At 67.5% G+C, this 13,676-nt stretch carries 16 protein-coding genes; 8 read left to right on the top strand and 8 right to left on the bottom strand.

Annotation, left to right across the window (positions count from 1 at the left end; genetic code table 11):
* The first annotated feature begins 8 nt into the window (after positions 1-8).
* Together Q7J58_RS01320 and Q7J58_RS01315 are read left to right on the top strand one after the other, a co-directional pair.
* Positions 9-2,216 carry a PepSY domain-containing protein gene (locus tag Q7J58_RS01320; protein ID WP_304822313.1) on the top strand — a complete coding sequence of 736 codons (2,208 nt, stop codon included), beginning with the start codon at positions 9-11 and terminating at the stop codon, positions 2,214-2,216.
* Positions 2,197-3,171, top strand: coding sequence for an FAD:protein FMN transferase (locus Q7J58_RS01315; protein ID WP_304822310.1), 975 nt, complete (start codon positions 2,197-2,199; stop codon positions 3,169-3,171). The genes Q7J58_RS01320 and Q7J58_RS01315 overlap by 20 nt, the downstream gene beginning before the upstream one ends.
* A 6-nt stretch (positions 3,172-3,177) precedes the next feature.
* Here Q7J58_RS01315 and Q7J58_RS01310 read toward each other — a convergent pair whose 3' ends face one another.
* The 3 genes from Q7J58_RS01310 to Q7J58_RS01300 are packed head-to-tail and all read right to left on the bottom strand — an operon-like array spanning position 3,178 to position 5,648.
* Entirely contained in the window at positions 3,178-4,632 is a 1,455-nt protein-coding gene (locus tag Q7J58_RS01310) for a sensor histidine kinase (RefSeq protein WP_304822307.1), read from the bottom strand.
* On the bottom strand, positions 4,629-5,297 hold the full coding sequence (locus Q7J58_RS01305) for a response regulator transcription factor (protein WP_304822304.1): 669 nt from the start codon (positions 5,295-5,297) through the stop codon (positions 4,629-4,631). Before Q7J58_RS01305 ends, Q7J58_RS01310 begins: the two co-directional genes overlap by 4 nt.
* 12 nt (positions 5,298-5,309) lie before the next feature.
* Positions 5,310-5,648, bottom strand: a complete 339-nt coding sequence (locus tag Q7J58_RS01300; protein ID WP_304822301.1) for a PepSY domain-containing protein — start codon at positions 5,646-5,648, stop codon at positions 5,310-5,312.
* 128 nt (positions 5,649-5,776) lie between these two features.
* On the opposite strand from Q7J58_RS01300, the gene Q7J58_RS01295 reads away from it, so the two are divergent.
* The 4 genes from Q7J58_RS01295 (at position 5,777) to Q7J58_RS01280 (ending at position 7,749) form a co-directional block, all read left to right on the top strand.
* Positions 5,777-6,184, top strand: a complete 408-nt coding sequence (locus tag Q7J58_RS01295) for a DUF1924 domain-containing protein (RefSeq protein WP_304822298.1) — start codon at positions 5,777-5,779, stop codon at positions 6,182-6,184.
* A gap of 22 nt (positions 6,185-6,206) precedes the next feature.
* Positions 6,207-6,734: a diheme cytochrome c gene (locus tag Q7J58_RS01290; RefSeq protein ID WP_304822296.1), complete on the top strand. Its 528-nt coding sequence runs from the start codon at positions 6,207-6,209 to the stop codon at positions 6,732-6,734.
* Positions 6,735-6,750: 16 nt separating this feature from the next.
* Entirely contained in the window at positions 6,751-7,518 is a 768-nt protein-coding gene (locus Q7J58_RS01285) for a cytochrome b/b6 domain-containing protein (RefSeq protein WP_304822293.1), read from the top strand.
* A 66-nt stretch (positions 7,519-7,584) separates the two neighbouring features.
* Complete coding sequence (locus tag Q7J58_RS01280) at positions 7,585-7,749, top strand: rubredoxin (protein WP_304822290.1); 165 nt, start codon at positions 7,585-7,587, stop codon at positions 7,747-7,749.
* Positions 7,750-7,771: 22 nt separating this feature from the next.
* On the opposite strand, the gene Q7J58_RS01275 is transcribed toward Q7J58_RS01280, so the two are convergent.
* From Q7J58_RS01275 to Q7J58_RS01255, 5 genes are all read right to left on the bottom strand, one after another.
* Complete coding sequence (locus Q7J58_RS01275) at positions 7,772-8,902, bottom strand: PQQ-binding-like beta-propeller repeat protein (RefSeq protein WP_304822288.1); 1,131 nt, start codon at positions 8,900-8,902, stop codon at positions 7,772-7,774.
* Positions 8,872-9,765 (bottom strand): hypothetical protein, encoded by an 894-nt coding sequence (locus tag Q7J58_RS01270; protein ID WP_304822285.1) that lies wholly within the window; start codon positions 9,763-9,765, stop codon positions 8,872-8,874. The genes Q7J58_RS01275 and Q7J58_RS01270 overlap by 31 nt, the downstream gene beginning before the upstream one ends.
* A gap of 277 nt (positions 9,766-10,042) precedes the next feature.
* Positions 10,043-10,417: a PepSY domain-containing protein gene (locus tag Q7J58_RS01265; RefSeq protein WP_304822282.1), complete on the bottom strand. Its 375-nt coding sequence runs from the start codon at positions 10,415-10,417 to the stop codon at positions 10,043-10,045.
* A 6-nt stretch (positions 10,418-10,423) separates the two neighbouring features.
* Positions 10,424-11,773 (bottom strand): FAD-dependent oxidoreductase, encoded by a 1,350-nt coding sequence (locus Q7J58_RS01260; RefSeq protein ID WP_304822279.1) that lies wholly within the window; start codon positions 11,771-11,773, stop codon positions 10,424-10,426.
* Positions 11,774-11,800: 27 nt separating this feature from the next.
* Complete coding sequence (locus Q7J58_RS01255; protein WP_304822276.1) at positions 11,801-12,118, bottom strand: c-type cytochrome; 318 nt, start codon at positions 12,116-12,118, stop codon at positions 11,801-11,803.
* 223 nt (positions 12,119-12,341) lie between these two features.
* On the opposite strand from Q7J58_RS01255, the gene Q7J58_RS01250 reads away from it, so the two are divergent.
* Both Q7J58_RS01250 and pgk read left to right on the top strand, forming a co-directional pair.
* Positions 12,342-12,896, top strand: a complete 555-nt coding sequence (locus Q7J58_RS01250; RefSeq protein ID WP_304822273.1) for a phosphatase PAP2 family protein — start codon at positions 12,342-12,344, stop codon at positions 12,894-12,896.
* Positions 12,897-13,020: 124 nt separating this feature from the next.
* Positions 13,021-13,676 (top strand): phosphoglycerate kinase (pgk, locus tag Q7J58_RS01245; protein WP_304822271.1); only part of this gene is annotated, 656 nt, incomplete at its 3' end.

The following is a 13,676-nucleotide window of genomic DNA, read 5'->3' as shown; positions in this document are numbered from 1 at the left end:
GGACTCGCATGAGCTGGAAGGCCATCCACCGCTGGCTGGGCTTGACCGTGGGCACCCTGGCTGTGGTGCTGGGCATCACCGGCGCTGTCTTGGCGATCGACCCGGTGCAGCAGGCGTGGCAAGCCCCCGCCGCACCGGGCGATTTGCCCGTGGCCACGCTGGTGGAGCGCGTGACGCGCACCGTTCCAGGCGCGGAAGAGATTCGTCGCCTGCCATCGGGTGCCATCGTGGTGTTCAGCTTTGCTGGCGACCAGCCGCAGGCGACGTATGTGGACCCGGCCGATGGCCGGGTGCTGGGCGCCTGGCAAGCCTCGGCGCTGCCACGCTGGGTGAAGAACCTGCACCGCTCGCTGCTGCTGGGCGACGCCGGGCGCTGGGGCGCCGCGGCCATTGCGCTGGTCATGGGCGTGTTGTGCGTCTCTGCCCTGGTGCTTTTGCTGCGTCGCATGGGCGGCTGGCGGCAGCTGGCGGCGCGGGTGCGTGGCTCGCTGGCGCAGCGCATCCACGTGGTCGCGGGCCGTGTGGTGCTCGTTGTCCTTTGCCTGACATCGCTCACGGCGCTGACCATGAGCGCCTCGACCCTGGGCCTGGTGGAACTGGACTCCCGGACCGAGCCTGAGGTGCTCTCGGTGGTCACCGGCCAGCCCGACGTGCCCGGCGCGCAGCTGGCCGCGCTGCAAAGCCTCGCGGTGCAGGATCTGCACAAACTGAATTTTCCCGGCACCACCGACCCGGAAGACACCTGGAACGTCGCCACCGCCCAGGGGCAGGGCTGGATCGACCGGTACTCGGGCCAGATGCTGGCTTGGCAGGATGCCACCCTGGCTCAGCGCGTCTACGACTGGGCCGTGGTGCTGCACACGGGCGAAGCGGCCTGGCCCTGGGCCGTGGTGCTCGGGCTTGTGGGCGCCAGCGTGTTGCTGTTCTGGCTGTCGGGCGTGGTCATCTGGTGGCAAGCGCGCCGCCAGGCGCCACACATCACCGGCAACACCCCGCTGGCACAGGCCGACGTGCTCATCTTCGTGGCCAGCGAAGGCGGCAGCACCTGGGGTTTTGCCCAGACGCTGCAAGACGCGCTGAGCCAAAGCGGCCACCGCGTTCACACCAGCGCGCTGGAGCATTTTCAAACCACCGACGCCACACGGCAGGTGTTTGTGCTGGCCGCCACCTACGGCGAAGGCCAGGCCCCGGCCCACGCCAGCGGAGCCCAGGCGCACATCGCCGGGCTCAGCGCGAGCGCTGTGCCTGTGACGGTGCTGGGTTTTGGCGACCGGCAGTTCCCGGCCTTTTGCGCCTTTGCCAAAGCGCTGGATCAGACGCTGCGCACGCAGGGCTGGCCCATGTTGCTGCCGCTGGAGTGTATCCACCAGCAATCGGGCCAGCAGTTCGCGCGCTGGGGCGATGCGCTGGCACAGGCGTTGGGCGAACCGCTGGTGTTGGAGCATGTGCCACGCGTGCCGCCCACCGCCGCGCTCACGCTCATCGCGCGCCAGGACTACCCCGGTGCCACCGGACAGGCCACGGCGATCCTGCGCTTTTATTGGCCTGCACAAACACTGGGCGCACGCCTGCACGGGCACGGTCTGGCGCGGTTTGCCGCCGGCGATCTGGTCGGCATCGTGCCGCCGGGTTCGGCTGTGCCGCGCTACTACTCGCTGGCGTCGGGCTGGGAAGACGGATTTCTGGAAATCTGCGTGCGCCAGATGCCGGGTGGCCTGTGTTCGACGCACCTGCTGGGCCTGCAGAGGGGCGACAGCATCACCGCTTTTATCCGACCCAACCCCGGCTTCGCACTGCCGCGCACGCGGCGGCCTGTGCTGCTGATCGGGGCGGGCACCGGCGTGGCGCCGCTGGCCGGCTTCATCCGCAGCAACGACAGACGCCACCCGATGCACCTGTACTTTGGTGGGCGCGACCCGGCGCGGGACTTTTTCTTCGGCCCCGACCTTCAGCGCTGGCTCGGCGAAGGGCGCCTGGCAACGCTGCAGACGGTTTTCTCCCGCGTGCCCGACGGCGGCGGCTATGTGCAAGACGCCCTGCGACGCGACGCCGAGCGCGTGCGCGGCCTGGTGGCACAGGGCGCCATCGTGCGCGTCTGCGGCAGCCGTGCCATGGCGCAGGGCGTGGCCGAGACGCTGGACATGGTGCTGGCGCCACTGCAGTTGAGCGTATCGACGCTGAAAGCCAAGGAGCGATATGCCGAAGATGTCTTCTGAGCCCCATGAGCACGCTACGGCCTGCAAGCGCATCACCGTTAACGGCCCGACCATGGGCACACGCTGGTCTGCCACGGTCGACGCCGACAACACCATGGACCTGGTGGCCTTGCGCCAGGACCTCGCCGCTGCGGTGGAGCAGGTGGACGAGCAGATGTCGCCCTGGAAACCGGGCAGCGACCTCATGCGCCTTAACCGCGCGCCCGTGGACGAATGGGTGGACCTGCCCGCTGAAATCCTGGAGGTACTGGACGGTGCGCTCGATGTCCACCGCCTGAGCGCGGGTGCATTCGATCCGTGCGTGGGGGCGCTGGTGAATGCCTGGGGATTTGGCGCGGTGCGCGATGCCCCCGACGCGCAAGCGATCCGCGCCGCACGCCAACCCTGGCCACGCCGGGCGGAAGCAGGCCTGGAGCTGGACAGGTGCGCAGGCCGTGTCCGCAAGCGTGTGCCTTTGCAGATAGACCTGTGCGGCATTGCCAAGGGTTACGCGGTGGACCGCATGGCCACCGTGTTGCAGCAGCACGGTGTGCGCCATGCGCTGGCCGCGCTGGACGGTGAACTGCGCGCCGTGGGCACCCAGGCCAGCGGTGTGCCTTGGGCGGTGGCGCTCGAACACCCCGAGGTGGAACGCCGCGCGGTGCACGGCGTCATCGAACTGGAAGATCTGGCTGTGGCCACCTCGGGCGATTACCGACGCTATCTGGAGGTGGGCGGTACGCGCCTCGCGCACACCATGGACCCGCGCGACTGCGCACCGGTGCGCAACAGCGTGGCCTCGGTCACCGTGCTGGCGCGCAGCTGTATGCACGCTGACGCCTGGGCCACCGCCTTGCTGGTGGCGGGCCCCGACGAAGGTCTGGCCATGGCGCAACGCATGAGGCTGGATGTGCTGTTCCTGCTGCGCCGTGCTGAAGGCCTGGTCGAGCTGGGACTGGGGCGGTTGGGCAGATAGCGGTTATCAAGCCTTGGCTGCGGGCAAGCGGAGTTCGGCCCGCAGCCCGCCCAGTGCCGAGGTGCCCAGGCGCAGCTGCCCGCCGTAGAGCTGGGCCAACTCGTCCACGATGGCCAACCCCAGACCCGAACCGGGCACGGTTTCGTCCAGCCGTGTGCCCCGGGCCAGTGCGGTGGTGCGGGCTGTGTCGTCGATGCCGGGTCCATCGTCTTCCACACACAAGTTCAGCACGCCGGCTGCGTCTGAAGCACTCACGCGCACCGCGCTGCGCGCCCATTTGCAGGCGTTGTCCAGCAGGTTGCCCAGCATGTCCTGCAGGTCTTGCGTTTCGCCTGCAAACGCCAGCGCTTCAGGCAGCTCGGTGCTGTCCATGTCCAGGGCGCGTGCCGCATACACCCGTTGCATCACCCGCACCAGTCCCTCGGCCACCGGCGCCACCGCCGTGCGTTGGCCCGGCAGACGGTGCGCGGCCGCAGCGCGTGAGCGGGCCAGGTGCCAGTCCACCTGGCGGCGCGCGGTGGCCACCTGCTCTTGCACCAGCAGCGCCAGCGTGTGGTCGGGGTGCGCTTGCTGCAGCGACTGCGCCGCCGCCTGCCCCAGCACCGCCAGCGGGGTTTTGATGGCGTGGGCCAGGTTGCCCGCCTGGGTGCGGGCGCGGGCCACCACCTCGGCGTTGCGGTCGAGCACGCCGTTGAAGTCGTCAATGAGCGGCTGCACCTCGGCCGGAAACTGGCCGTTGAGCCGCGCCTCCTGGCCCTCGCGCACGCGGCCCAGTGCGGTTTGCAGGGCGCGCAACGGCGACAGCCCCACGGCCACCTGCGCCAGCGCCGCCAGCACCAGCAGCGCGCCCAGCACCGCCAGCGAGGCGGTGAGCACGCCCCGGAATTCGGCCACCGCCCGCAAGCTGTCTTGCGTGTCGGCGGCCACAATCAGCCGCCAGCGCGCCTCGGCGGGTTCGCCCAGGCCCACGGTGCGCTCCAGCATCAGCAGCGCCGCGCCTTGCGGGCCGGTGCCCTCGTGCGCGTGCACGGCGCCGTCGGCCAGCGTGTCGGCGCCCAGCGCCAGGCTGCTGTCCCACAGCGAGCGCGAGCGCAGCACACCGCTGCGGGTTTGGCCGTCCGGGCTCACGCGGTCGAGCTGCCAATACAGGCCCGAATAGGGTTTTTGCCAGCGCGGGTCGGACAGGGCGCGCGCATCGATCACCGGCTGCCCGGCGGGGTCGATGTCCAGTTGCGCGGTGAGCTGGTCGAGCTGCTGCGTCAGCGTGGCCTCAAACTGGCGCAGCACATGGGTGCGAAACAGGCCGCTGAGCAACACGCCCGCCAGCAGCAGCGCCAGCGCCAGCGCCGCCAGCGTGGCCACCAGCAGGCGCAGGCGCAGCGAGTGGTGGCCCGGCCAGGTCCAGCGTTCGGCGCCGGTGTCTGTGGCCTGGTGGGCGTTGGTGCCGGTGCGCGGCTTCATGCGCGCTCAGGCAGCGCCAGCCGGTAGCCCATGCCGCGCACGGTTTCAATCAGTTCGGGCGGCAGTTTTTTGCGCAGGCGGCCCACAAACACCTCGATGGTGTTGGAGTCGCGGTCAAAGTCCTGGGCGTAAATGTGTTCGGTCAGTTCGGTGCGCGACACCACGGCACCGGGCCGGTGCATCAGGTAGGCCAGTACCTTGTGCTCGTGGCTGGTCAGGGCCACCGGCAGGCCGTCCAGCGTGACGCGGCCGCTGCGCGTGTCCAGCGCCAGCGCGCCGCACTGCAACACCGGCGAGGCCTGGCCGTGGGCGCGGCGGATGAGTGCGCGCAAGCGCGCCAGCAGCTCTTCCATGTGAAACGGTTTGGTCAGGTAGTCGTCGGCACCGGCGTCGATACCGGCCACCTTCTCGCTCCAGTTGTCGCGCGCGGTCAGGATCAGCACCGGCATGTTGCGCCCGTTGTGGCGCCAGCGCTTGAGCACGCTCAGGCCGTCCAGCACCGGCAGGCCCAGGTCGAGCACCACCGCGTCAAAGGCTTCGGTGTCGCCCAGAAACAGCGCGTCGCGCCCGTTGTCGGCCTCGTCCACCGCGTAGCCTGCGGCGTCCAGCGCGGTGCGCAAGGGCGCGCGCAGTTGGGGTTCGTCTTCAACCAGGAGGATGCGCATGGGAGCCGTCTGTCAGCGCTTGGGGTGGCGGTCTTTGCGCTGGATCAGCTCGGCGCTGCGCGCATCCAGCTTGAGCTTGACGCGCTGGCCGCCGGGCTGCAGCAGCTTGATCTCGTAGATCCAGCGACCGTGCTCGCGATCCAGCTCCACGTCCAGCACATGGCCGGGGTGCTCGCGCTCCAGCCGCTCCAGCACGCTGCGCAGGGGCATCACCTCGCCCGCCTGCACCGCCCGGTGCGCCTGCTCGTGGTCGTCGTCGGCGCGGGCCATGGGCCCCAACGCGACGCTCAGCACACCGCACAGCAGCAGCGCAGCGGTGGAAACACGGGGGAAGCGTTGAGGCAAAAACATGGCGCCATTGTCGGCCGGCTTTTCTGAATGGCCGATGAACGCGGGCTTCAGGTGCCGTTCAAGCGGCGGTTTGCACACTGCATCCAACCCCACTCCCCCGCTTCTCCGCTTTCTGAAAGGCCACCGACATGACCCCGATCCGCTCCCTGTTGACCGCCCCTGTGCTGCTCTTGGCCGCGCTGTGCTTCACCACCGCCCACGCCGCCGACACCACGCCCACCGCCCAACTGCAACACTGGAGCGCCCAGGCCGGCGCCCCCGGCAACGCGGCCAAAGGCCAGAGTTTCTTCAACGCGAAACACGGCGGCGAATGGTCGTGCGCCTCGTGCCACGGCACACCGCCGACCACGCAAGGCAAACACGCCAACACCGGCAAGGTGATCGGGCCATTGGCGCCCGCCTTCAACCCCAAGGCCTTCACCGACACCGCCAAGGTGGACAAGTGGTTCAAGCGCAACTGCAACGACGTGCTCAGCCGCGCCTGCAGCGCCGCCGAGAAAGCCGACGTGCTGGCCTACCTGAACAGCCTCCAGTGAATCCGCGCCACAAGGACACACCATGAACACCCTTTCGATCCGCCTGATCCGCCTGATCCGCCCCGCCCTGGCCGGTCTGCTGTGCCTGGCGGCTCTGGGCGCTGCCCAGGCCGACAGCGGGCGCATGATGCCGCGCAACATGCCCCAGGCCTACATGGCCGAGTGCGCCGCCTGCCACACCGCTTACGCACCGGGCCTGCTGCCCGCGCGTTCGTGGCAGCGCATCATGACCGGCCTGGACAAGCACTACGGCACCGATGCTTCGCTCGATGACGCCACGGTCCGGCAGCTCAGCACTTGGTTGCAGGCCAACGCCGGCACCTACAAACGCGTGGCGGAGGAACCGCCCGAAGACCGGCTCACGCGCTCGGCCTGGTTTGAGCGCAAACACCGCGAGGTACCCACTTCGGTCTGGAAACACGCCAGCATCAAGCGTGCGGCCAACTGCGCGGCCTGCCACCCCGGTGCCGACCGCGGCGATTTCGATGACGACAGCCTCCGCATGCCAGCGGGCGTGAACCTGGGCAAGCGCTGGTTCTGGAATGACTGACCCCAGGAAAACCACCATGCAAGCCGCTACTCCGATGACTTCCTCCACCGCCGCCGTGGCGTCCCCGTCGCGACCCACCCGCCGCCGCGTCACCGATGCGCCCACGCGCATGTTTCACTGGCTGTTTGCCCTGTGTTTTCTGGGCGCCTACCTGACGGCCGACGGCGAGAGCTGGCGCATGCTGCACGTCACGCTCGGGTATTCCATGGCTGGCCTGCTGGGCTTTCGCGTGCTGTATGGCCTGGTCGGCCCGCGCCAGGCAGGCCTGGGCCTGATGTGGCGCAAGCTGGGCAGCGCACCGGCGTGGCTGCGGTCGCTGCGCACCGCGCCGTCGCTCTCCGCCATCAACTGGCGCCAGGGGCAGAACCTGCTCATGGCGCTGGCTGTGGTGGCCTTGCTGGTGCTGGTGGTACCACTCACCTTGAGCGGTTACGCCACCTTCAACGAATGGGGCGTGTTCCCCGGCGACGACTGGCTGGGCGACATACACGAATTTCTGGGTGAAGCCTTCCTGTTCGTGGTGCTGGCCCATCTGGCCCTGATCCTGGGGCTGAGCCTGCTGCGCCGCAAGAACCTGGCATCGCCCATGTGGACCGGCAGCGTGGAAGGCCCGGGCCCGAGTCTGGTGCAGAAGAACCGCGCCTGGCTGGCAACGCTGCTGCTGCTCGCGGTGCTGGCCTACGGTGCCTGGGAATGGCAGCAGTCACCCAACGGGCTGGTGACGGCCCAGGCGCTGAACAGCCTCATATCGGGCAACGACCGCGATCACGGTGATGACGATTGACCGCCGCCGGGCTCACGCTCTGAACCCTGGCCTCAGTGGATGAACCGAATGTTGAAAGCAACCACCATGAACCAATACCTCTGCGTCGTCTGCGGATGGCTGTACGACGAAGCCGCGGGCTGGCCCGAAGAAGGCTTTCCGCCCGGCACGCGCTGGGCCGACGTGCCGGACGGCTGGCGTTGCCCCGAATGCGGCGTGGGCAAGGCCGACTTCGTGCTGTGCGAGGGGTGAGCCCGACACGGTCCTGAAGCGTTCACCAGCGCACCAGCAGCACCTCGCCCGCGTCGCTGGCCAGCATGGCCTGACGGCCCGCGAAGGGCACCACCGTGGGCCGCATGCTTTGCGGCATGACCAGACGCTGCACCTCTTCGCCACTCTGGCGATCCAGCACGTGCAGCACCTGGTTCATGTCCAGCGCATAGAGGTACGCCTTGTCGGTCACCAGCTCGGCCATCAGCGGGCCCCAGTTGGCCAGCGCCGAGCGGTAGTTGGTGGTGCGGTGGCGCCAGCGCACGCTGCCGTTCTGGATGTCGATGGCATAGACCCAACCCGTGGGTGACCAGAGGTAGGCGGTGTCGCCCGCCACATGGTGCGAGTTGATGAAGTTGCCGGCGTTGAAGGTCCACAGGACCCGGCCATCGTGCACCGAAATGCCGTACAGCAGCTCCTTGTAGCTGCCCGCCACCAGCACCTCGCCACTGACGTGAAGCTGCCGCAGGTACTGCCATTCGTGGCTGCGGTCGAGCTGCCATTTGAGTTGGCCCTGGCCGGCGTCGAGCGCGTACAGCAGGCCGTTGCCCGGCGCGAACAACAAGGTGTTCTGGCTGAGGGTGGGCGCATACGCCGTGAGCGTGTCGGGGGTGCCGGCGAAGCGCCAGCGCACGGTGCCGCTGGCGTTGTCCAGACACAGCATGTGGTGGCCATCACCCACGTAAGTGTGTTCGGGCGTGGCCCAGGGAACACCCAACTGGGTCTGCGCCAGGTAGATCCAGCGCCGGTCGCCTCGCGCGAGATGCCAGGCGCCGATGGCGTCGAGACCACCGCACAGGACCAGCTCGCCCGCCACCCGCGGGCGGAAGACCGCTTCCCGCGACAAGCCGTGGGCGGTGTGCCAGACCGGGAGGGCCTGTGCCGGATCGATGCGGCCCAGCCCGTGGTCGCCCGCGAACAGCACATCGGCGCCGTGTGCCGTCAGCGGTGCAAGCAGGGTGTTGCCGCTGTCCCAGCGACGTGCCACTTGCGGCCCGGGCACACCTTGGGTGGCCCACGCGGCAGCGGGCAGCGCCAGGGCGGGCAGACCCGATGCCAGTGCGCACAGCAGGTGCCGCCGGGTGAGCGGGTGGGTGGCGGTGCTCAATTGCAGTTGGCGCCTTGTTTGATCCATTGCATCAGGATCAGTGTGTTTGCGTGGTCGCGGTTTTCACTCGGGCTGATGCCGGGGGGCATGCGGTCCTCCGCCAGGTGTTGCCACAGCCCGCTGAGATCGGGCATGCCTGGAATCACCACTTTGGTGGCCTTGTCCACCCCTTTGGCCACCGAGTCGGCACCGAGCATGACGCCCTTGTGGGAGGTCAGATCCAGTTCATGGAAGCTCGGTGGCTCCTGGTTCGACATGTGGCAAGCGGTACACGCCGGGCTGTTGGGCGCAAACGCGTTGGCCTTCTTGAACAGGGGCCCAACGTTCTTGCGGTAGTTGTCGTCGTTCTTCGCGCCGTCAACGATCCATTGTTTCACCGCCACGTAGTTGGGCGTGTCATTCGGAACGTGAAACTTGGAGCCCAGCGGCATGCGGTTGTTGCGCAGCCGCCGGATCAGGGGATCGCGCTTGGGGTCGGTGCCGGGTGTGAACAGCGCCCGTTTGGGTTCTTCGGTGGAGCCCTGAAGCAGGCCTTTGCAGGTGGAAAGATCGAGGCCCCGGTAGCTCTTGGTGGCATCCTGCGATGAATGGCACGTCACGCAGGCCGCACCTGGGCCGAATGCGTTGGGGGTGTGCATCAGCGTATTGACGTACTGGTAGGTGATCGGGATGTTGCGCTTGATGATCAATTCCTGGACGGCTTGCTCGTCCTCGTCGTCGGGCTGAATCTTGCCTTCCTTGACGTCATGGATCAGTTGTTCGGCCAGGGTGCGGGGTTTTTTCTGGTCAGCCTGTGCGCTGCCCGACCAGCCCAGCACCAGAACGGTGGCCAGACAGGTGGTCAGGAAGAAACGGAAAGTGTGCCCTGTGGGCTGCAAGCTTGTCTTCATGGTGGTCTCCAGTGGGTCTGAGATGCCAAGCTTAGGCTTACATCCTGTTTCGTATACCCGGTAAACCGATGACAGCGGTTACCCCCAGCAGCCCGATTTTTTAAGTTTCACTTAATCGGTATACGGCAGAAAAAGCCGAACTTTCGCGTTCCAACGGCAGTTTTCTACACGGCGTAGCTTGGGTCTGCGCCGGCCTCAACTTGCCTCAAACGGGCTGGTTTGTGCTGTGCGAGGCTGAACGTTTTTCGGGTTTGGACGCTCGGCCCACACCGCGCTTTCAGCGCGGTGGCGCTGGCGCAGCCGGTGTGCCCAGCGGTGGCTGGCGGGTCAGGCGCACCGCTTCGCCGGTGACCGGGTGCAGGTAAGCCTCCACGATGCTGCCGCCGTGTTCAATGGCGTAGAACTCGTGGCAGTTGCCCCGCGACACCTTGAACTTCACCAGCAGATAGTCTGACGCCTTGAAGCGCTGGCGCGCCTGCTGTTCCGTCATCCATTGGCTGCGCGGTTGGTCGGTGCAAACCACTTTTTCGGCCGGGGTGCTGGCCTGTGCCGACCCAGCTGACCAGGCCAGCAGGGTCAGGAACACGGCGGCAAGACCCACCCGCCCGGCATGGGGCCTGGGGTGGGGTGTTATCCCATGTGCGTGTTCCATACGGCCTCAGGCAAACGTGTCGGCCATCAGGGCACCGAACCAGGTGTCCATCTCGCGGAAATTGCGGCTGTCCCAGCCCGCCGAAGCCCCCGAAGACGCGGCCACCGCTTGCATGCTGGCCGTGGCCGCGTCGTACTGAAACACGGCGGTCAGCCACGAAGCCTGGGTCTGCGTGATGGTGGAGTAACAGGCCGAGTTGGTCACCGGTGCCGGGTCGGGCGACAGTCCGCTGAGCAAGCGGCTGATGGCGTCGGCGCAGACCTTGGCCTCCTGGTTGGCGATGTGGCCCGCCTTGGGCTGCGTGGTCGCGCTGCTGTCGCCAATGATGTGCACCTTGTCGGCCCCGGCCACGGTGCTGGCGTAGCTCAGCACGTTCACCCCCGCAAAGCGGCCACCGGTCGCGTTGGCCAGCCCCTGGCTGGTGATCAGCGCACCGGCGCGCTGGCGCGGAATGAGGTTGATCACGTCGCCCTTGAAATTGCCCGCCAGGGTCTTGAGCGTCAGGGTGGCCGGGTCGGCTTCGCTCACCTCGGCGTTCGGGATGTACTGGATCACGCCCGCATGCAGCCCGGTGAAGGCGCTGGCGAAGTTGTCCCGCTCGGCCACGTAGTCGGCGTTGGCGTCCAACACCAGCAGCCTGGCCTGGGGCTTGTGCACTTTCATCCAGTCGGCCAGCAGGCAGGCGCGCTCGTAAGGCCCGGGCGGGCAGCGGTACGGCACTTTCGGAATGGTCAAAATGGCGGTGCCGTTGGCTGGCATGGCATTGAACTGGTTGGCGAGCAGCGTGGTCTGCGCACCGGCCTTCCAGGCGTGCGGCATGCGGTCGGGGTCGCTCAGCCCGGGCACATCGTCAAATGCGATGCCAGGGGCCAACACGATGCGGTCGGCCTTCAACACCGTTTTGTCGGCCAGCGTCACGCTCACGCCCACCGGGTCGATGGCCACCACCTCGCCGTACACCACGCGAATGCCGTAGCCGCTGCGCAGCCGGTCGTGGGTGTAGGTCAGGCTGCCCAGCGTGCGTTGGCCGGTGAGCACCAGGCTGCTCATGATGTTGGATGTGTAGGTCGGCAAGCGCTCCACCAGGGTCACATCGATGGCGTCGCCCCACAGGCGCAGGTATTTGGCCACCGCCGCCCCGCCCATGCCCGCGCCCACCACGATGACGCGGCTCTTGGCGCTCACGCCGGGCGCCGTACCCAGGTTGGGGTCGGCTTGGAAGGCATCGCTGTTGTTGCTGCTGCTGTCGTTGCTGTTGTCGCTGTCGCTGCTGTCGCTCTCGCCGCCACCGCAAGCCACCACGAGTCCGGTGGCCAGGGTGGCGCCCATGCCTTGCAGAAAATAACGTCGGTCCATGTCGGTCTTTCAAAAAAATGTGAAGGGTCAGCGTTGTGTGGCGAGCCAGTTCGCCAGCTCGCGCAGCTGCGCGTCGGTGTAGCCCAGGGCGTGCCGTGCCATGATTCCGTTGCCCTCTTTGCCCGACTGAAACTCCTTCAGATCGCTGTAAATGCTGTTGGCCGACTGGCCCGCCAGCCGGTCAAAGCCCGGGCCTTTGCCGTTCGTGCCGTGGCACTGAAAACAGTTGGACGCCAGCAGCCGACCCGGCGCGCCAACCTGGGCATGGGCGCCCACGGTGAACAGGGACAGCGCCCCTGCAAGGCCGCCGATCACGGCGGCACGAAGATGGATACGAGGTGGCATGAAGAGGTCCTGGTGGGGGTTGCGGTGAGAGGCATTGAAGCGCTCCACCGTTAAGCCATGCTTATCTCAGCCTCTCAAGACCAGACCCGACGCGAACCTGCGCCGGGAGCGCGGTAAGGCCACCTTAATCAGCGGTTTGTACAACGGGCAGGGAAGCGGCATACCGCCCGCAGCAGCGCATCAGGGCCAAGGCCTTGGGGCTGAATTTCCATGACAGGCCCCCATGACAGCGCTGCACCACCTGGTTTTTTTCTGGATCAATCTCACCCCCGCGTCGCCCACCTGGCTCATGGGTTTGGCGCGCCTATGCTCCACCGCGCTACCGGTCGGCTTGTTGCTGTTCGTGCTGTTGCTCCTGGTGGTTGGGCCAACGCCATGGCGCCGCATGGCGCTGCACATGCTGTGGGCCATGGTCCTGGCCTGGTTGATCACCAGCGGTCTCGCCGACCTGTTCCCGAGCCCGCGCCCCTTTGCGCTGGGGCTGGGTCATCTGGGGCTGGCGCACAAAGCCACACCCAGTTTCCCCAGCAGCCATGCCAGCGTGGCCTGTGCACTGGCCGCCGTCGCGTGGCATTTGGCACCCCACCCCCTGGCACGCTGGCCTGTGGTGTGCCTGGCCTTGCTGGTCGCGTGGAGCCGGGTGGCGCTGGGCATGCATTTCCCGATCGACATTTTGGCGGGCGCGGTGATCGGTGTGGCTTCAGCGGTTCTGGCGCTGTCGTGGGCCAGCCTCACCGCGCAGCGCAATGGGCGCTGGCATGGGCGCCGGCTGCCTTGAACCCAGCGCGGGGTCAACCATGGGGCGGCTGTGAGCCGTTTTCTACAATGGGTGGTTTCCGTCCTGAAAGCCCTGTGCAGCCCCGTGCCCGCAGGCCCCCCATCTCAACGCTCTGGTACCCACCATGCAATTCATCCGCTTCTCCGACCTCTGCGCCAACGGCCAAGCCACTGGCCAACGCGTGTTCATCCGCGCCGACCTCAACGTGCCGCAAAACGACGCGGGCGAGATCACCGAAGACACCCGCATCCGCGCCAGCATCCCCGCCATTCAAATGGCGCTGGACGCCGGAGCCGCCGTCATGGTGACCAGCCACCTGGGCCGCCCCACCGAGGGCGAATTCAAGCCCGAAGACTCGCTGGCCCCCGTGGCCGCGCGCATGGGTGAGCTCATGGGCCGCAACATCCCCGTGGTGGCCAACTGGGTGGACGGCGTGAGCGTGGAACCCGGCCAGCTCGTCATGCTGGAAAACTGCCGCCTGAACGTGGGCGAGAAAAAGAACAAACCCGAGCTGGCCGCCAAACTCGGCCAGCTTTGCGACATCTTCGTGCACGACGCCTTTGGCACCGCGCACCGCGCCGAAGGCAGCACCTACGGCATCGCCGAAACCGCCCCAATAGCCTGCGCGGGCCCGCTGCTGGCCGCAGAGATGGACGCCATTGGCAAAGCCCTGGCCGCGCCCAAACGCCCACTCATCGCCATCGTGGCCGGCAGCAAGGTCAGCACCAAACTGACCATTCTGCAAGCGCTGGCCAAGAACGTGGATGGCCTGATTGTGGG

The organism is Hydrogenophaga sp., assembly GCF_030656115.1.
Lineage (GTDB): Bacteria > Pseudomonadota > Gammaproteobacteria > Burkholderiales > Burkholderiaceae_C > Hydrogenophaga.
This window is presented reverse-complemented; position numbering and strand designations above follow the sequence as displayed.